The sequence below is a fragment of the Ruegeria sp. HKCCD3925 genome (assembly GCF_057221175.1).
The window spans coordinates 1-19383 of sequence record NZ_JBWVBI010000010.1 but is presented as its reverse complement, the minus strand read 5'-3'; the positions used below and the strand labels follow the sequence as shown (position 1 = coordinate 19383).

Annotated in this window: 15 protein-coding genes; 10 read left to right on the top strand and 5 right to left on the bottom strand. The window is 54.5% G+C overall.

Translation table 11 applies throughout. The features are described from left to right. Nucleotides 1-37: 37 nt before the first annotated feature. A complete protein-coding gene (locus AC2TEM_RS19875; protein WP_170395010.1) occupies nucleotides 38-988 on the bottom strand; it encodes a sugar ABC transporter substrate-binding protein in 951 nt (316 codons plus the stop codon). Nucleotides 989-1175: 187 nt separating this feature from the next. Here AC2TEM_RS19875 and AC2TEM_RS19870 point away from each other — a divergent pair, with 187 nt between their 5' ends. Next, nucleotides 1176-2180: a LacI family DNA-binding transcriptional regulator gene (locus AC2TEM_RS19870; RefSeq protein WP_170425996.1), complete on the top strand. Its 1005-nt coding sequence runs from the start codon at nucleotides 1176-1178 to the stop codon at nucleotides 2178-2180. On the opposite strand, the gene AC2TEM_RS19865 is transcribed toward AC2TEM_RS19870, so the two are convergent. From AC2TEM_RS19865 to AC2TEM_RS19855, 3 genes are read right to left on the bottom strand one after another with little or no spacing between them, the layout of a single operon-like run. Next, a complete protein-coding gene (locus AC2TEM_RS19865) occupies nucleotides 2177-3310 on the bottom strand; it encodes a Gfo/Idh/MocA family protein (protein ID WP_170425994.1) in 1134 nt (377 codons plus the stop codon). The genes AC2TEM_RS19870 and AC2TEM_RS19865 overlap by 4 nt on opposite strands. 13 nt (nucleotides 3311-3323) lie before the next feature. After that, on the bottom strand, nucleotides 3324-4217 hold the full coding sequence (locus tag AC2TEM_RS19860) for a sugar phosphate isomerase/epimerase family protein (protein ID WP_170425992.1): 894 nt from the start codon (nucleotides 4215-4217) through the stop codon (nucleotides 3324-3326). A 19-nt stretch (nucleotides 4218-4236) separates the two neighbouring features. Then, a complete protein-coding gene (locus AC2TEM_RS19855) occupies nucleotides 4237-5340 on the bottom strand; it encodes a Gfo/Idh/MocA family protein (RefSeq protein ID WP_170395018.1) in 1104 nt (367 codons plus the stop codon). A gap of 129 nt (nucleotides 5341-5469) precedes the next feature. Between AC2TEM_RS19855 and iolD the strand changes: the two genes are divergently transcribed. The 6 genes from iolD to iolG are packed head-to-tail and all read left to right on the top strand — an operon-like array spanning nucleotide 5470 to nucleotide 11839. Then, nucleotides 5470-7338, top strand: a complete 1869-nt coding sequence (iolD, locus tag AC2TEM_RS19850; protein ID WP_170425990.1) for a 3D-(3,5/4)-trihydroxycyclohexane-1,2-dione acylhydrolase (decyclizing) — start codon at nucleotides 5470-5472, stop codon at nucleotides 7336-7338. Further along, on the top strand, nucleotides 7338-8177 hold the full coding sequence (locus AC2TEM_RS19845) for a phytanoyl-CoA dioxygenase family protein (RefSeq protein WP_170395022.1): 840 nt from the start codon (nucleotides 7338-7340) through the stop codon (nucleotides 8175-8177). Before iolD ends, AC2TEM_RS19845 begins: the two co-directional genes overlap by 1 nt. Next, nucleotides 8174-9151 (top strand): 5-dehydro-2-deoxygluconokinase, encoded by a 978-nt coding sequence (gene iolC, locus AC2TEM_RS19840; RefSeq protein ID WP_170425988.1) that lies wholly within the window; start codon nucleotides 8174-8176, stop codon nucleotides 9149-9151. The genes AC2TEM_RS19845 and iolC overlap by 4 nt, the downstream gene beginning before the upstream one ends. A gap of 12 nt (nucleotides 9152-9163) precedes the next feature. Beyond that, nucleotides 9164-10021, top strand: a complete 858-nt coding sequence (locus tag AC2TEM_RS19835) for a 5-deoxy-glucuronate isomerase (protein WP_170395026.1) — start codon at nucleotides 9164-9166, stop codon at nucleotides 10019-10021. Beyond that, nucleotides 10018-10848: a class II fructose-bisphosphate aldolase gene (locus AC2TEM_RS19830; RefSeq protein ID WP_170425986.1), complete on the top strand. Its 831-nt coding sequence runs from the start codon at nucleotides 10018-10020 to the stop codon at nucleotides 10846-10848. The genes AC2TEM_RS19835 and AC2TEM_RS19830 overlap by 4 nt, the downstream gene beginning before the upstream one ends. 1 nt (nucleotide 10849) lies before the next feature. Then, nucleotides 10850-11839: an inositol 2-dehydrogenase gene (iolG, locus tag AC2TEM_RS19825; RefSeq protein ID WP_170425984.1), complete on the top strand. Its 990-nt coding sequence runs from the start codon at nucleotides 10850-10852 to the stop codon at nucleotides 11837-11839. Between the two features lie 527 nt (nucleotides 11840-12366). Here iolG and AC2TEM_RS19820 read toward each other — a convergent pair. Next, nucleotides 12367-12714: a hypothetical protein gene (locus AC2TEM_RS19820; protein ID WP_480856376.1), complete on the bottom strand. Its 348-nt coding sequence runs from the start codon at nucleotides 12712-12714 to the stop codon at nucleotides 12367-12369. Between the two features lie 1328 nt (nucleotides 12715-14042). Here AC2TEM_RS19820 and AC2TEM_RS19815 point away from each other — a divergent pair. Genes AC2TEM_RS19815 through AC2TEM_RS19805 form a run of 3 tightly spaced genes read left to right on the top strand, consistent with a single transcriptional unit; the run spans nucleotide 14043 to nucleotide 18976 of the window. Further along, a complete protein-coding gene (locus tag AC2TEM_RS19815) occupies nucleotides 14043-16229 on the top strand; it encodes an adenylate/guanylate cyclase domain-containing protein (protein WP_170425982.1) in 2187 nt (728 codons plus the stop codon). A gap of 26 nt (nucleotides 16230-16255) precedes the next feature. Beyond that, nucleotides 16256-17407, top strand: coding sequence for a phosphatase PAP2 family protein (locus AC2TEM_RS19810; RefSeq protein ID WP_170395034.1), 1152 nt, complete (start codon nucleotides 16256-16258; stop codon nucleotides 17405-17407). A 21-nt stretch (nucleotides 17408-17428) separates the two neighbouring features. Next, complete coding sequence (locus AC2TEM_RS19805) at nucleotides 17429-18976, top strand: S8 family serine peptidase (RefSeq protein WP_170425980.1); 1548 nt, start codon at nucleotides 17429-17431, stop codon at nucleotides 18974-18976. The last annotated feature ends 407 nt before the right edge of the window (nucleotides 18977-19383 follow it).

Sequence of the window (19383 nt, the reverse complement as noted above, 5' to 3'; positions counted from 1 at the left end):
CGGGCGCCGCTTTGGCGGGGCGCCCGCGCTGTAAGAATCAGCGGTACTCGCCAGCAAATTCTTCGATCTTGGTCAGACCATCAGCAGTTACGAAGCCGGGACCCGAATTGATATTGTTGCCCGGCAAAACGCCATAGCGGTGATAGTTGGTCATCACAACAACCGGCAGGTAAGCCTGCAGGAAGGGCTGCTGATCAATTCCCCACTGGATCACGCCAGACTTGATGCCTTTGACAATCTCACCACCCAGATCGAAGGTGCCGAAATAGATGTCACCGGCCATACCATTTTCTTCCAGCGCCAGAATTGTCGGATCAGCCGAGGTTGGACCCAGTGTCAGAACCGCATCAGTATCCGGGTTCGCCGACAGATAGGCCAGCACGCGGTTCTTGATCTCGGCTGGGTCCTGGCCGGCGTCGATCATCTGATCCCCCAGTTCAATGCCCAAGCCGTCTGCAAAGCCCTGACAACGTTCCTGGCTTGAGGGCTGAACGATATAGTGGTTCACACAAAGGAACGAGCCGATGCCGTCACCCTTGGCGCGCTGGCCTGCAGCAAATCCGGCATCATATTCGGGCTGCCCCACATACATCAGGGCACCAACTTCACGGGCCTGATCCGGCGTACCAGTGTTCATGATGATGACATCAACGCCCGCATCGACCGCCGATTTGATCGGTCCGCTCAGCACATCATAATCCGCCAACGTGGTAATGATCCCGTTCGGACCCGAAGCAGCCGCCTGATCGATAATCCGCGCCATATCGGCAAGGTCGCCAGTGGGCGGATTGCGGTATTCGACTTCGACACCCATCTGGTCGCCTGCCAGCGCGATGCCGTTCTTGATCGTGTTCCACCAGCTATCGCTGTCTGGCGCGTGGCTGACCAGAATGTATTTCTCACCTTCCGCCGCAGCGCCCGTGGCTGCGATCAGAGGCGTCGCAGCTACCGCCGCCGCCAGCGCCAACTTCTTCGTCAGTGAAGTCATGATGTCCTCCCAAAACTCATGTTATCGCGGATTGAGGCAGTCCTTCGCACCTCTCCGACTCGAGTTAGAGCATATCTGTCAAAATTTTGCAACCGGTTGCAAACGGTGTCAAATGTGTTTCATACTGTATCTGCCAAAGAATACAGGTAAAAGGACTGCCACTAAACGCAGGAAGGTCAGACGGATCATGGCTGTCACATTGAAAGAGGTTGCAGAACGCGCCGGCGTTTCACGCTCGGCGGTGTCGCGCACTTTCACCGATGGGGCCTCGGTTTCTGACAAGATGCGCCGAAAAGTCGAGAAGGCCGCGCGTGAGCTGGGATACAGCCCAAATGCACTGGCTTCATCTCTGACCACAGGCCGAACTAAGCTGATCGGGCTGGTCTCGAACAACTTCCACAACCCGATATTTCTTGAAGTTTTCGACCTCTTTACCAGGGGGCTGCAGGACCGAGGCCTGCGCCCGTTGCTGGTGAATCTGACCGACGAGGTTGAACCCGAAAATTCGGTACGAATGCTGCGCCAGTATTCGGTCGATGGCGTTGTCGTAGCGTCGTCGACCTTGCCGCCCGGCTTCGCAAAAGCGTTTCGGGATGCCGGCGTACCAGTGGTGCACAGCTTTGGCCGGTCATCCTCTTCACCGCAGGTTCATGTGGTCGGGATTGACAATGTGGAATGCGGACGCATGGCGGCCCGCGAGCTGGTCGCGCGTGGTTATACGAAAGTAGCCTTTCTAGGCGGGCCCGAGGCGGCGACCTCGACTCAGGATCGCCATGCGGGCTTCATGTCAGAGATGGCCCGGCATCCTAGCATTGATGTGACCTGCTCGTTTGCTGAGGCTTACTCATTCGATGCAGGTCGTCAGGAAATGCTACGCTTGCTCCAATCTGAGCGGGCTAATGCATATTTCTGCGGCGATGACGTGTTGTCCATCGGGGTGTTGTCCGCGATTCTGGATAGTGGCCTAAAGGTGCCCGAAGACATCGGCATCATCGGCCTGAACGACATGGAAATGGCACGGTGGGAGAATATTGATCTCACCACCATCCATCAGCCGATCCGGCAAATCGTGAGTTCTTCGATTGAGCTGATGGTGGCAACCCTGAACGAACCCGACCGATATCCGGAGGCACGGATATTCCCATGCTCGGTGGTGGAACGGGGCACATTGCGCCCCGTATCTGAGAGTTAACGAAACATCGGTGGCCGTGCATCCATCCACGCGCTGCCCTGTTTCGCCGACTCGACCGCTGTATGCACAGCCGCCATCGACCGCACGCCGTCTGCCGCATTGGGCAAGCCGTCGCGGGTTTCCCCGGCAATTGCATCTGCGAGATCGCAATAGATATTCGCAACCGCCAACGGGAACCCTTCGGGATGCGCAATCGCCACCCGGCTGAGTCGTTGCGCGTCTTCATGCAGCCCGCCTTCGCCTTTTTCTATGATCTGCAGGCGACCACCAACAGGCGTGTAGATAAGCTGGTTCGGCTGCTCCGACGCCCATCGAAGACCGCCGGTTTCTCCGAACACCTGAATGTCGAACCCGTGCTGCCGACCGATGGCGACCGAAGAGGTCCACAACCGGCCAACAACGCCTTTTGTCGTGCGGAAGTTGACCATGGCATCATCTTCAAGTTCACGGCTGCCAATGGTTGAAGCAAAATCTGCAGATAGGGTCTCAACCTCATCATCCGCAATGAATCCGGCCATGTGCATCGCGTGGATACCGCAATCAGCGAACTGCCCGGAAACACCCGCCATCGCAGGATCATAGCGCCAGCGCACGCGTGGATTGTCAGCATCGGTGGCGTCTCCGTGATGGCCGTGGCTGAAATTGGTAACGACCAGACGGACTTTGCCGATCTCACCTGCGCGCACCATCGCACGAGCCTGACGCACCATCGGATAAGCCGAGTAACAGTAGTTTACCGCGCAAATCTTTCCTGATTTCTCGGCGACTTTGACAATCTCTTCGCCCTCTTCCACCGTCATGGTCATGGGCTTTTCGCACAGCACGTTGAACCCGGCCTCAAGGTAGGCTTTGGTGATCTCGAAATGCGTCGCATTTGGAGTGGCTACAGTGACCAGATCAATCCGATCCTCGCGCCCGCGCTCACCTTCCAGCATCTCGGTCCAGTCGCCGTAGGCTCGGTCTGCCGCGATACCCAATCGTTGGGCGTATTCGCGACCAATGTCAGGCCTGTGATCCAGCGCTCCGGCGGTGAACTGGAAATGCCCGTCCGCCAGCGCTCCCAGCCGGTGCGCCGGTCCGATCTGGCTACCTTCGCCGCCTCCGATCATGCCCCATTTCAGCTTGGTCATGGTCTGGACCTCCTTAACTGAAACCAATTGATTCAAGGTATTCACGATTCTTCCGCGCGTCCCCTACAGGATCAGGGTCGAGCGTTGGGTCGCAATCCTGCTCGACCGTGCACCATCCTGTGAAACCTGCGTCCAGCAGCACCTGGCGAACGGTTGGAAAGTCTACGTCGCCTTCACCCAGATTGCAGAAAATCCCCTGCCCGCAAGCATCATAGAAGCCCGTCCGATTGGCAATTACATCCGCTTTCACTGTCGGAGAGATATCCTTGAAGTGCATGTACGAGATCCGATCAACGTAGCGCTTCATGAAGCCGACCGGATCGAACCCGGCATAAGAGTGATGCCCCGTATCGAAGCAAATTTTAAGAAGGCTTTCATCGACCTCGTCCAGCAAACGGATAAGTTCAGGTTCAAAGTCCATGAAGCCCGCAGCATGAGCGTGCATCCCAACGGTCAGCCCGTATTCCTCGGACCCGATCCGCGCGCTTTCAGAAATCCGATCCCGGAACGCCGTCCACTCGGCCTTGTCCATCTGCTCAGCCTCATCGGCGCGACCAGCGGTTGGCGCGCGGCGGGGTGAGATCGCATCGATCAGCACCATGTGCTTCGCCCCATGCGCTTTCAATGCGCGAGCGGTGCGGTGGGTGGCGTCCAGCACGTCTTCCCACGCGTCGGGGTCGTGATAGTTGCGGAACACAACGCCGCCGATCAGTTCAAGATCATGCTCGGCCAGCGCATCGGCCAGCACCGCAGGGTCTTCGGGCATGAAGCCCACCGGGCCCAATTCGATACCCTTATACCCGGCCGCAGCGCATTCGCTGAGAACGGTTTTCCAATGCGGATTGCGCGGGTCCTGCGCAAATTCCACGCCCCAGGAACAGGGCGCATTGCCAATTCTGATGCTCATCTTGTCTTGTCTCCGATGCTCAGAAATCTTCGATATTTTTCCAGCTTTCATCCGCTGACGATGCCAATGCCGCAGCGACGACCCGGTTGACCTCATGCCCGTCGTGGAAGGTCGGCCAGACCGGTTTACCTGTCTCGATCGCGCGCAGGAAATCTCGCGCCTCGATGATGATCTGATCCTGATAGCCCGTGCCATGGCCCGGCCCTTGACAGAACGGCTCATAGTCCGGGTGCGCAGGGCCGGTCAGGATCTTACGAAAGCCACGCTCAGCTTCGGGACCCTCCATACGGTAGAGCCACAAAACGTTCTGGTCTTCCTGATCAAAGCGGATCGCACCCTTGGTGCCACTGATCTCATAGGCATAGCCCATCTTGCGCCCAGTCGCGATTCGACTGATATAGATCGATCCCATTGCTCCGTTCGCGAACCGCACCATCATCTGAGCGTGGTCGTCATTGTCAACTTCGCCACCCGGGCGGCTATTGTGCACGGTTTCGACCTCGGCCATCACGCGTGAAATCGGGCCGATCAAAGCCAGTGCGGCATTGATCATATGAGGCGCAAGATCACCCATCGTTCCGTTCGACATTCCTGTTGTACGCCAGGTTGCCGGGGCTTGAGGGTGCGCGTAGAAATCTTCGGTATGCTCACCCCGAAACCATGTGATGTCGCCGATCTCTCCTTCGGCTATCAGAGCGCGAGCGTATTGGCTGGCCGGGGTGCGGATATAGTTGAAACCAACCATGTTGGCCAAGCCCGAGGCCTCGGCCGCTGCTGACATCGCCGCACCATCCTCCAGCGACGCGCCCAAAGGCTTTTCACACAGCACAGGTTTGCCCAGCGCAAACGCTGCCTGAGCGATCTCGCGATGTGTTTCCGGAGGCGTGGCGATCACAACGGCCTCGACCTTCGGGTCGTTCACCAACACACGCCAGTCATCTGTCGAGCGCGCGAATCCATAGGCCTGACGATACCGCTCAGCGCTTTCCGGTGACGAGGCGCACACCATCTCTAACCGTGGTCGCAAGGCCGTGTTGAACACCGCCCCAACCGAGGACATGGCGACCGCATGGGCCTTGCCCATATATCCGCCGCCTAGAATGCCAATGCCGATCTCTGCCATTCCGACGCCCTCCCTCGCTTTTTCTTGAAAACCATTTGCAACCGGTTGCAAAACTTGTATCGTGAGAATAGGACTCTCGCAAGCTGCATTCGGCACTGCATCATAATTTTCCTAAAGGAGCCCGCAGACATGTCCGCGCAACACGACACTGTTTACCTGACAACGGCGCAGGCGATCATTCGCTGGCTGTCGAACCAATTCATCGAGATCGATGGTCAGGAATATCGCCTATGTGGCGGGGGCTTCGGGATTTTTGGTCATGGCAATGTGACCTGCCTGGGCGAGGCACTGAATACTGTCCGGGATGAGCTGCCGTTGTATCGCGGGCAGAATGAACAGTGCATGGGATTCGCCGCCGCGGGCTATGCCAAGCAATGGCTGCGTCAGCGATTCATGTTCTGCACCGCTAGCGCAGGGCCCGGTACTGCGAATCTGTTGACTGCTGCTGGACTGGCCCATGCGAACCGGCTGCCAATGCTGATGTTGTGCGGGGACACGTTCATCACCCGCTTGCCGGATCCAGTTCTGCAGCAGATGGAAAACTACTATGACCCGACGTTTGGTGTGAATGACGCCTTCAAACCGGTCAGCCGCTATTGGGATCGCATCACGCATCCGGCACAGGTCATTCAATCTCTGCCCGCCGCTATAGCGACAATGCTGGACCCGGGCGATTGCGGGCCGGCGTTCCTTGGGTTGCCACAGGATGTGCAGGGTTGGACCTATGACTACCCGGTGAAGTTCTTTGAGAAAAAAGTTCATCGCATTCGCCGCCAATCTCCCGATGCTCATGAAATCGCCGATGCCGCTACCGCGTTGGCCGGCGCGAAACGCCCGATGATCATCGCGGGTGGGGGCGTGCAGTATTCCAAAGCCGTGACCGATTTGACCGAATTCGCCGAAAAGTTTCAGATTCCGGTCGTCGAAACCATCGCGGGCCGCGCCAATATGCTGGCGACCCATCCGCTGAACATTGGCCCGATCGGCGTCACTGGATCGGACAGTGCCAACGCAATTGCAGAGCAAGCCGATGTGATTGTCGCCGTCGGGACGCGCTTGCAGGATTTCACGACCGGCTCGTGGACTGCCTTTGCCAAGGACGCTCAGTTCATCTCGATCAATGCTGCGCGGCATGATGCGGGTAAGCACATGTCCTTGCCAGTTGTTGGGGATGCCAAGCTTTCAATTCAGGCTCTAACAGAGGCTGTTGACTATACCGCCCCGCCCGATTGGGTATCTCTGGCGCAGGACGAACGGCGTAAATGGGATGCCTATGTGGCCGAGAACGTCGCGTACGGGAACCGCCCAAGCTCCTACGCGCAAGCCATCGGCGTTGTGAACGAGCTTTGCGACCCGCGTGACCGTGTGGTCGCCGCTGCCGGAGGTTTGCCCGCCGAGGTCACTGCCAATTGGCGCACGCTGGATATTGGCACCGTTGATGTCGAGTTCGGATTCTCCTGCATGGGCTATGAGATCGCGGGCGCTTGGGGCGCGCGCATTGCCCAATCTGAGCGTGAGCCGGATAAGGACACGATTACCTTCTGCGGTGATGGCTCATATCTGATGCTGAACTCGGACATCTATTCCTCGGTTCTGAGCCGTAAGAAGATGATTGTTCTGGTGCTGGACAATGGCGGTTTTGCAGTAATCAACAAGCTGCAGAACAACACAGGCAACGAAAGCTTCAACAACCTGCTGGAAGACTGCCCCACCATCCCCGAAGCCTTTGGTGTTGATTTCGCGGCCCACGCAGCCTCGATGGGGGCCACCAGCGAAAAGGTCGCGAACCCGGTAGAACTGGCCGAAGCGTTCAAGCGCGCCAAGGCCAGCGACAAGACTTATGTGATTGTGATGGACGTGGACGCCTATGAAGGCTGGACCACTGAAGGCCATGCATGGTGGGAGGTTGGAACACCCCACACTTCGGCTGACGAGAGGGTTCGTGATGCCCATGTCGAATGGGAATCGACCCGCGAAAAACAACGCAAGGGCATCTGATGAAACGGTTCAAGGCAGAAACGGCTGACCCAGACGTCATTGTGGATGAATTGCTGAACGGTGACGGAGTCGTCGCAATCTCGGGCCTTTTCACCCCTGAAGAGATCGCCGAGGCACGTGCCATCGTCATGGCCGAATCCGAAACGGCGGCCGAGAAAGTGACCCATTTCCAAGGCGCTGCGGAAGAAGATGGCAAACTGAACCTGCAGCGGCGGGTCTGGAACCTGTTGGCCAAGGGCGACGTGTTTTCACGTATGGCTGCACATCCGGTTCTGATGAAGATCCTCCGCAAGTTTCTGGGGACCGAGTTCATCATGGGCTCGATCGCTGCCAATCGCATCCTGCCGGGCGGGCCGGGGCAGGAGCCGCATGTCGACTATCCCTATTGGGACTTTCACAGCCCCGAAACGCATCCCGTCGGTCTGAATGGATCATTTCCAATGAATGCACAGGTCTCGGTTTTGCTGGACCCGTTCACCAAGGAAAGCGGCGCGACCGGCTATGTACCCGGATCGCAGAAAGAGCTTCGTTATCCCACGCCCGAAGACAAGTTCTATGACAAATGCGAGCAGATGACCGGTGAGCCTGGCGATGTTGCTCTGTTCTATGGCGTAACGTGGCATTGCGCGATGCCGAACAAAGCGGATCACGACCGCAGCGCGATCCTGATCCAGTATCTGCCCAAATGGGTTAAACCGATGGAAGATATGCCCGCTGCGCTACCGCAGGATTTCCTTGATCAGGCAAGTCCCGATCTGCGGCAGTTGCTGGGCCTGAATTATCCCTACCCCGAGGTGCTGGATGCCGCGCGGGCAGGCAATACCGAGGGGCGCACGTGACTCTGATCGAGGGTATAAAAGGTAACCGCTTTGCCGTGTTCGGCAGGGCCGGAATGGACATGTTTGCGGATCCGGTCGGAACCAAAAGCGAAGACGCACAGGTGTTTCGCGCCGATCTGGGCGGATCAAGCGCCAATATCTGCGCCGGACTGGTGAAGCTGGGATCGCAAGCGGCGCTGGTCACCTCGGTCTCGGATGATGCCGTGGGGCGGTTCTGTGTGAACCGGCTGCGGGACTATGGCGTTGAAACGAGATATGTCCGAGCTGTGGGTGGCGAGGCGCGTACGTCCTTGGCTGTCTACGAAAGTTGCATTGAAGACTTTCAGAATGTCATCTACCGCAACGGCGCCGCTGATTTCCAGGTAACCGAGGCGGATATGGATGAGGTCGACTACAGCGCCTTCTCAGCCCTGATCACGGCGGGCACGGTGTTTGCTGCGGAACCCTCACGCTCGGCCACCTTCCGCGCGTTTGAAAATGCGCGCGCCTCAGGCCTGCCGGTGATTTTCGACATCGATTACCGCCCCTATAGTTGGCCATCACCCGAAGTCGCCTCAGAGGTTCTGACCCGCGCAGGGAATGAAAGCGATCTGATCGTAGGCAATGATGAAGAGTTCGGCTTTATGGCGGGCGGCATCGAAAAAGGTTTAGACAAGGCCCGCGAATTGGCGGCCAACGGCAAGATGGTGATCTACAAGATGGGCCATGAGGGGGCCATTACGCTGGCAGACGGGCAAGAGGTCCGCACCGGCATCTACCCGGTTACCGCCGTGAAGCCCAACGGCGCAGGCGACAGCTTCCTGGCCGGACTGCTGGCCTCGATCGCTGCGGGGCATGACCTGCGCGATGCGGTGCTGCGCGGTTCGGCCTGCGCGTCGATCGTCGTGTCGAAACCCGGCTGCGCCGGGGCCATGCCGACGACGCCCGAACTTGACGAATTTCTGGCCCAACACCCGGGCCCAACCGATACCTGAAAGGAGCCGCAGATGCATATCGCGCCCCATGACAACCAGAACAAACCTATCGTCGATGCCGACCATGATCTGGTGCCGCTAAACTATTTCAACATCGTCAAACTGAAAAAGGGCGAGGTGTTCGAATATGCCGTACCGGGCTATGAGACCTGCATCGTGCCCGCCACCGGTACCGTGGATGTCGATGTGGACGGCGCGATCTATACCAACCTTGGCAACCGCACCATCGACGTCTGGGATGGCGAGCCCGAGGGCGTATACGTTCCCGTCGGCGCCAAGGTTCGAATAACCTGCATGACGGATGAAACCGAAACCTTCATCGCGGGCGCAAAATTCGACCGTGTGCTTGAACCCTTTGATGTCCGCGTACCCGAACTGGATCTGGTGCAGTATGGATCGGACGACACCAAAACCCATCGAAAAATCAAACACATTCTGGGCGCGAACCATCACGACAAGGTCGGCCGCTTGCTGGTGTCTGAACTTTATACCGTGGGTCAGGGCGGCTGGTCCGGCTTTCCCAGCCACAAACATGACACCGACCGCAAAAGCGACGATGGCGAAATGATCGAAACCCGCCATGACGAAACCTATAATTTCCGCTTCCGGCCCAACTATGGTTCTGGCGTCCAGATGCTGCAGCGCGAAGACAACAAGCCGGGTGATGCCTATCACATCATGGATGGCTCGACGATCCTGCTGGACAAGGGCTATCACCCCTGCGCAGTTTTGCCAGGGTATGAAATGTACTATTTCACCATCCTCGGCGGGCTCAGTCAGCGCTCGCTGAAGCAGTATTTCCAACCGACCCATGCAGCCCAGCTGCATACGATCCCGGGCATTATGGACATGGTGGCCAAGTTCAAATGAGCCTTGTGACATTATCGGACGTGCTGCAACCCGCGCTTCGCGACGGCTATGCCGTGGCCGGGCTGGTGACGCTGGGCTGGGAGGACATGCGTGCCTACGTGGCCGCAGCAGAAGCCGAAGGCGTACCGATCATCCTGCAAGCCGGCCCATCATGCCGCGAACACACGCCGCTGCCGGTTCTGGGCAAGATGTTCCGCCATCTGGCCGAAGGGGCCAGTGTGCCTGTCGTGGCCCATCTGGACCATGGCTATACGTGGGACGAGTGCCGCATCGCCATCGACAGCGGCTTCACCTCTGTCATGTTCGACGGCTCACGCAAGCCTTTGGAACAGAATATCGCAGAGACCGCTGCAATTGCCGAGATGGCCCATGCCGCTGGTGTCTCCTGCGAGGGGGAAATCGGTTTTGTCGGCTATTCGGGTGGTGAAGGTTCGGACGGAACCGACCCGGAGGAAGCCGCGCAATTCGCCCGAGAGACCGGCGTGGATGCAATGGCGATCTCGGTTGGCAACGTCCATTTGCAGCAGAACAAAGAGGGCGGTCTGGACGAGGCCCGTATCCGCGCCATCGAAGCCGTGACCGATATACCTCTGGTAATCCATGGCGGCTCGGGCGTGCCGGTTGCGCAACGTGCTGCGCTGGCGCGCGGATCGAAAATCTGCAAATTTAACATCGGGACCGAGCTACGAATGGCCTTTGGGAATGCCCTGCGAACGGCCGTGAATGCCGATCCGGACAGGTTCGACCGCGTTCAAATACTGAAAGATACACATGAACCGGTGGTCGAGGCGACGTGCCGAGTACTGAAAGCGTTCAAAGGGGCATGACATGCTGAATATCGGGCTATTGGGGTGCGGGCGGATCGGTCAGGTTCATGCGCGCTCGATCGGGCAGATTGATGGCGCACGGGTGAGCGCAGTGGCGGACGCATTCACAGAACCGGCTCAGATGCTGGCCGACAAAACTGGCGCACAGATCCTGTCGGCGGACGAACTGATCGAAAGCAAAGATGTCGATGCTGTCGTCATCGGTACTCCGACCGACACCCATTACGATCTGATCCATAAAGCGGCGAATGCCGGCAAAGCGATCTTCTGCGAAAAGCCAGTGGACATGTCCGCTGACCGCATCCGCGATTGCATCAAAGTGGTCGAAGCCACCGGCGTGCCCTTCATGACGGCCTTCAACCGCCGCTTTGATCCGAACTTTGCCAATATTCAATCCCGCATCGCCGAAGGTGAGATCGGCGCGGTCGAAATTGTCACCATTCTGTCCCGCGACCCCTCGCCGCCACCGATCAGCTATATCGAAAGCTCGGGTGGGTTGTTCCGCGATATGATGATCCATGACTTGGATATGGCACGTTTCTTGCTGGGCGAAGAACCTATCAGCGTTTACGCTGTTGGATCATCGCTCGTCGATCCCGAGATCGGCAAAGCCGGAGACGTCGACACCGCTGCCGTAACCCTGACGACGGCCAGTGGCAAGATTTGCCAGATCTCCAACTCGCGCCGCGCCAGCTATGGCTATGATCAGCGCATCGAGGTGCATGGCGAGAAGGGCATGTTGCGGGCCGAAAACATGTTGGAGAATGTGGTTGAGGTCGCGACTCCGTCGGGTTTCCGCAAAGCCCCCGCCCAGCATTTCTTTCTTGAACGCTACGAAGGCGCCTATCAAGCCGAGATGGCCCATTTCATCGCCGCTGTGTCCGGATCAGGACAACTTGCACCAGGTATCATCGATGGGCTGCGGGCTCAGTTGCTGGCCGATGCGGCGGATGCGTCCTTGAAGCAGGGCATCGTTATCAGCCTCGCTTGAGGTTTTTGGGAAATCATCGAGGTTCAAGGTACGACGCGCCAAACTCGTACCCCCTCAAGAAATCATCAGACATCTTCTAGGCGCGCCGTATCGTTTTGGTATCTGGGCGAGATGTCCGGAATGTGTCTGAAAGATTAATTTTCCCAACTACGGGGAACCCCCAATATACGGGCCTACACGCATCGCATAACCTGAGCTCAACGGACCACTTTCACTGTTCCGTGTATCCCCTTCAGAGGGGTTGGCTCGACCCCCTCGCCAACCCCTCTGCTAGGTGGAATGTGAGGCGACGCTTTCAATCTAATACCGCCACCGCGAGATTTGGACGAAGCGGGCTTGTTTTCGGGCCCTAGACCTGTTCACTTTGGGTGACGACGGCGTCAACGATGAACGAAAAAGAAGTACATGGTGTTTCTTTAATTTTTTAGTTTCAATGTCTTACTACAAAGCCACCGACACCGCGAGAGAACAGTTGTCACGAGCGCGACAACATGCGCCTAAAGGCCCTACAACTTTGCGGTGCTACATTAGATCGCTGAAACAAGCGCATTCACAGCTCCGGCAAAACCAGCCACTGCCACAATACTTGCCAAAATGACGCAAAGGATTTCCAACGCACTGAGTTTCATATCGGCCCCCACCGGAATGCTGCCCCCGGCATAGAGCAAGTCTTGAAAGGCGAAAAGTGAGCTTATGTTTACGTTGCGGAAACTTGCTATCCAGGCAGCGCTTACTTGCTCAGATACCGCTCTCAGGACGTTAGTTGGGGTCGTTCTGATGGCATTTCTATCTTGACCTGTTGCACCTCTGCATCGCCGATTGCACATCATTCGGCGCGCAACGATCAATGGAAAGATACCTGAAACTGCGCCCATAGAATCTAATGGCGCTGTCGAGGTACGCCATAACTACACCGAGATGCGCGATACAAAAGGTTTGAACGCGCATTGTATCAACGCCACCGAAAATGCGCTTCATTCATTGGACGATCAGAAGACTGCTCGTGGGGCGGCATATCGAACTAGGTAACCCCCTCAAATCCAGTTGGAAAAACTAGAAAGTGCTAAAAATAAAGACATGCCGCCCACTGTGCCAGGATGGCATTATGGCAAAAATGTGTCCACGGCTAAATTCGAAACTCTTAGTTCGCGAATTGGAAACAAGATGTTTCGGAAAGATTCTCGGGGTCACAGAGAACCCTACACTTCGAAGGTGCTCAGTGATGAAAGTTTGAATGCAAAAGATAACACTATGACGTCACTCTCTCCACCTATGAAGAAGGCTCGATAAGCGGACTATCGCTGCTTGGTGTCCTTCTCAGCAGAAACTACGATACCTCTCATTGGATGAGGGATAGCCTCATCAAGTTTCAACCGAATAGCACAGCCAACACTGGATGGGCACTTCCCGAGCTACTGAACTGACACTTAAAACTGGAATGCATCTTGCTTCCCCATCTGTGCCCATCGCGCATCCTTCGTTCCAGAGAACGGGTCAAGTCATCAAACCTTGGGAGCAAAATTTGTTCTAAACAAAAAACGGGGGAGTTCTAGGTTAGTTCAATATACTTCAACTGATAAGAATCCATTTTGACGAAATATAGTAGAATGCTTCAATTGGTAGAAATCCAAAGATCTAATTCAATTGTAACACGACCCTTGGGTTTTACCGTTGTGTTGTCATAGAGAAAGATGAATTAGCAGCGCTTGAAGTCTTGGTACGTGTTGATGCAAAAATTGAAGCCAATGACAAGATGTCAAGAAACGCCTTTTGTCGATATTCAAGTGGCATTCACTCTTTGACCTCTTAATGTGCATCCTTATCTCGCGCTGCGACGGTGCGTTTCATTCTTATTCACCGGAATCAAGCACTTATGAAGTAATGCGGAAGCTTTCCCTCTTTAACATCTACCAATGACCGGAAAGTATCAGTTCATATCACCCACCACTAAATTTATTTATTTATATCTGGCACTTAACAAATACCTGCGTTCGCAATTGCAAATGTCGAGCGCGTTTAATGTCGACGAGTTACTGAGATTAGTGTACTACTGACCCTAACTGTGGGGTTATTTCTATTTATTACAATCGATCAGGGTGTCGAATTTTAGGCATTAGAAACGTTTAATCTATTTACTTTGAGGTCAAGATATGGGGTAGACCAGACAAAGTTTTCCAAGACTAAAACTCCCGAAGCCCGCCTAATGGCCATCGTGTTCATTGATGCATGTGGGTACTCGTTAGCGGTTCGCGAAACTGAAATGCGAACCCTATCCACTATTCGCGCGGATCTGAATTTAGCCAGTGAAGTAGTGGTCGCTCTTGGAGGTGAAGTCACGGGTATTGCTGGTGATGGTTTTTGCGCGACATTCAGAAGTGTTTCAGTCGCGGTAGAAGCCTCGTTGAGGGTACAGGAAACTCTTTCTGAACAAGTCGGAAACTATGATCGCGGGTTCAGGATCGGTGTACATGTTGGTGATACATTTGAAATAGACCGCCAAATCATAGGGAACACCGTGAACACTGCGGCCCGTATCGAAAGTGCTGGATCGGCCGGTGACGTCCTGGTCTCCAGTGCGGTCCGAAATTCGCTTCGGGGTGGAAACGACTTTCGGTTTGTCTCCATCGGCTACCCAACACTAAAAAATCTGGGAAACTCTCTCGAGTTATTCAAGGTGATCAGAGTTTCGGACCAAGGGTCGCTGACAAAGGCCCGTCTCGAATTGATTGGGTATCCGAAGTATTGGGGCTCCCAAAACACTTTGCTGGACCTAAGCAACGAGCAGACAATGCTTCTCTCGCTCTTAGCTTGCTCTCAAGGTGTTTTTTCAGCGCATCGGGCTGGCGAAATTATTTGGGAGGACCAGTCTACTTCTGAAAGGTCTGCTTTATTGGAGCGGCTCGTCGACGCCACCAATGAACACACTGGTTTGGCAACCCTAATCAGTCTAGTTCGCGACAAAGATCTCATTTACCTCAATCAACAAGAGTTGGAAATAGACGTAACAGAGCCAACAGCAGAACCATCAAACAATAGGCTGTTGGAGGGTTTCAAATGCCGCAGTGCTGCTTTCATGGATTGGCTCCAGCATCAACGGTCTGCGGTTCGATGCATCAACCAAGATGGTGCTAGTCTAGTAAGTAAAACCGATCTCACAACTCAGCCAACGCCTAATGCATCATGGGTAGAAACTACGAGAACAAATTTCGTAATTGGCCTTCTAGCCTCAGATGTGGGAGCGGGATCGGAAAAAGCCTCTTTCGTAGCAAATATCGTCGCAGAGCAGCTATCAAAATCTCTTTCGGAAACCGAGGCCCTGATTGTTCAGGACTATCGCACCCCGAACGTGCCCGGGCCATACAACTCTAGCCCCAGTCACGGTGTTGGTCCCGACTTGTTTCTTCAGTGCAGAGCGTCAGCCTGCGAAAGCATGCTTCAAGTTTCTGTCACTGCAATGCGCCCCGAGGACCGGAAAGTTATTTGGAATCAGAATGTGGTGGCTGATCAGGGCGACTTTCTTGGGCTCTCAACCTCCAGCGTTGCAGCTTTTGTAAGCTACGCTACCGATGCGCTCCTCACGGCATTGGTGAACGGGCGTCATATGCGCGACCCCGCTGCCCATCATGCTGCAAAGACGGCGATCTCCGCAGTCCATCACTTGCTAACAATGTCCGGACCCGGTTTGGACCATTTGCAGGCAGACATATTGGCAGCCTACGAAATCGACCCCAAGCCTGTTTACTTGGCCTGGCTAGCATATTTTACGACGTTCCAAATCGGCGAACGTTACGGAACGTGGGACATTGAGCTTGAAGAAAGAGCACGAGAGCTTGCGAGGCGAGCAGTCGAAGCTGACGCAGATAACGGGACCGTTTTAGGGCTTGTCGCTCACGTCTATTCCTACGTGTTCCGCGAGTTTTCGATTGCTCAGGACCTTTCTGACAGAGCCCTGGAGCTGAGCCCATATCGTGCAATGTGTTGGGATTCTGCTGCGATGCTCTATTGCTATACCGATCGTCCGAGGCTTGCAGTGGAGGCCGCGAACAAAGCTAGGGTTATCGGACGGCACAGCCCTTATCGTCATCTATTCGACGGCGCAAGCTGCGTAGCCTCGTTGGTAAATGGCGACTTCGAACAAGCCGTCAAATTTGGCGAAAACGTAATGGCGGTACAACCACAGTTTAAAGCAGTTATGCGCTATCTGGCGGCATCTTACGGTCACTTGGGCGATCACACCAAAGGTGAGAAAGCGTTACATCGACTTGTCGAATTGGAGCCAGACATGTCTCTCACAAGTATTCGAGAAGACTGGTTTCCGGTTCCAACCCGCTTTAGCGCAAAACTTATGGAGGATGGTCTGAGCCGTATCGGGCTGCCAAAACAAATTTAGTATTTCGATCAAGGGAGGGGGATTCATTGAATTACGTTAGTTTTCTCAACAACTTCGGTATGCTCGTTCGGCGTGGGGAATTGATTTCGTGTAAAGTTTTAAAGCTGGCGAACTTGGGCGCAGAGGACAATCCTGAGCGAAATAGGGATGAACTTGTATCGCTAATCTATGACGAACAGCAGCAAACATTCTGGGCGTACATCAATGCGATTCGTGAGATCAAGGACGACATAATTGATGATCCAACACTTGAAAAATTGAATTTGTTTTTTGATGAGATGACTCTGGTAGATCGTCTTCAGCGGAACGAACAAGTAGCTAATTCGGTTGCCACAGAAATTGGAAGCCGGTCTGCACTCGGAGCCGCTGTAATCGCGATGGGTCAGTCTTCATCCTTTGCCCTGAACCGCAACAGAAATAGAAACCGCAATAGAAACAGGAATCGAAATAGAAACAGAAATAGGAATCGAAATAGAAACAGAAACCGCACTGAGTTCGATTTCGGTGGGAGCGATGCCTCATTTGGGTGGCGCGAAATGCGTGATCTCTGTAAAATTGGCATTCCTATTGATACAAGTATTCTCGGGAAAATCTGGGAGAATATTGATCTTCTACCACCTCCAGGACCCGATGAAAGCCTGAACGAAACCACTCATCTGCTGGAGCTTCAGGAGCAACTGAAACAGCCAGATCAAGTGCGCCGTCGCGACGAAATTGTTGCACAAGCGCAGTTCGGAATTGACGATTACCTGACCCCTTTAGGGATTGACGAGCAGGGCGGATTTGATGCGACGAAGGCCTTGATGGTCATCCTGCTGGAAATCACCAACGAGATCGGCCTTACTTACAAGAATAGGTTCAGCCGACCTCGACCAAACATCGTGCAGCCGCTTATCCGTCCTTACATCCCCGTACCCTATCACGCTGCATATCCATCCAACCATTCTTATCAATCATTCGCGATTGCAGAGCTGTTCTCTCGGCTGGTTCCCGAGCATCCGGGAACGATAGCGCTTTTCCATCGCGCCCAGCGTATTGCCGAGAACCGAGAATGGGCAGGTCTACACTACCCAAGTGATACAGCTGCAGGACGAAGTCTCGCAAAGAAAACAGTGGTTTATCTAACAGAAGCTCTCGATGAATTGATGGATGAAGCCCAAGACGAATGGCTGGGATAGCTACAAAGGGGAGGTGAGCCAATGCCTGTTGGCGATGAGTTATATAAACGTTACTACTATCTTTGGCATCTGGTGGCGATCAATGCGATTTCCGTACCAACTGGCACCTCATCTGGTGAGGTTTGCCCGACGATAACTGGTGTCGAATGGGATTTTGCAGGACGGGATGTAAAAATTGGCCTCATTGATATGGGGGTGGCCCGGCATCATCCAAACTTAGAAGCGCCAGAGGCCCCCCTTCCCCCTCCAGATCAAGTTATTTGGAATGACGCAATTGATCTAGCGAGCCACCCGTATGGAGCAAAGTACGAGGAGTTATCGGCATATCCTGCAGCAAACAGACACCGCGAGCTACCAGAACAACATTTGACCGGAATCAGCGCTTTGGTCATACCTGGTCTCGACCCCGAAGAAACCGAGATAATTAACAGAATTAGTAACGGTTTTGGCGTCAAGCGTTACGTCGATGCCTATGATGATCGGTATGCCGCTCACGGGACTGGATGTGCCGGCCTGACGAGCGGTACCAGTTATGAATTGGATCAGTTCGGCAATGCGGGTAATGTTGCCCCTTACTTTGGCGTAGACCCGCTAAGCAAAATAGTTCCTATCACAACTTCAATATCTCCTAGCCCTGAAGAACTGATAGCGGCCTTTCTTTATGCAGAAGCGAAAGGTGTGGATGTCATTCTATTTCCGCGCGATGCCGCTGACCCTTCGTATTGGCCCGGCTATCCAACCTCTTTTGACGATGATGAAGAGACCCGCCTTCACAAAAGCAAGGCGGGAGAAGTTCATGAAGATATTTTGGATATCCAAAAATCCTGGGCTCTACTTGAGAAAGTCATAGAATGGGTAAGCAAGCAGACGCCTGTTGTATGCGCCGCAGGTAATGAGGGCAGGAGTGAACTGATTTACCCGGCCAGTTTGTCATCCAATTCCGCAAACGGTGTCATTTCAGTAGGCGCCGTCAATTACAACGGCTACCGATCGGGTTATTCCAACTACTCGGGTGATCTGACCGTAGTCGCACCTTCAGATGACGGAGAAGTATATAACCGATACCAAATCCGATTGGACCGTCGCGCTGCTTCAGCAGGCGACTTCTGGGTAGAGAACGTGCACAAAAAGCGCGAACCACCTTATGATGATATCCCTGAAATTTTATTTGCCTCACAACGGTTGCTTTCCTTGGATGTTCCAGGACCGCGGGGCTACGTGGAAGGAACATTCGCTGGCCCCGTGAAGAAACGAGAAAGTGCGCGCGACGATCCTTCGGGATTATATGCTGAATTTGGGGGCACATCGGGTGCTGCTGCCTTGGTCGCCGGTGCAATCGCGATGATGCAGCGCAAGTCGACTTCAAAGGTGTCAGGTGTTGACGTCAAGAACATTTTCGAAGGTTTTTCGGCTGATACCAATAAACTAAATCTAGACCACTGGTATTGGTTAGATGCAGGGACATCTTTGCAGCCAGATGCCATGAACTCATATACTACACCGAGCACTGATGAGCTTTTTGGGCAGGCAGGACTATTGGACGTCGCAAAACTGCTTTTACAGGTTTGAACAAACTAGGACGTGTGATGGGTTGATGCCGCTCCTTTCAAGGCATTTTGCCGCAAAGGAGATTGAATATGGGAATGAAGCGCACGGATTGATTCGTCTCTGCTGCGATACGGATCAAGCTGATCATTGGGCTTTCACGCCAACAGACTGCGTTTGAACGCGGCATTGGCATTAAGCGATCGGAACGCTTGGTGCAGAATACCAATATCGCGCCATTAATGGGTTGAGATCAGAAGCACGTAGAGCGATAGATTCAGGGTCATCCCTATTCTCCCATTCTTCATCACGCGTCGATTTAAGGGCGTGGCGCGATAAAGTGTCTGATCGTTAAGCAATTGATCGGGGTGATCAATTGTAGTCTGCACGGGCTGCTCTGGGATTTTCTAAAGTTGGTTGCGGGAGCAGGA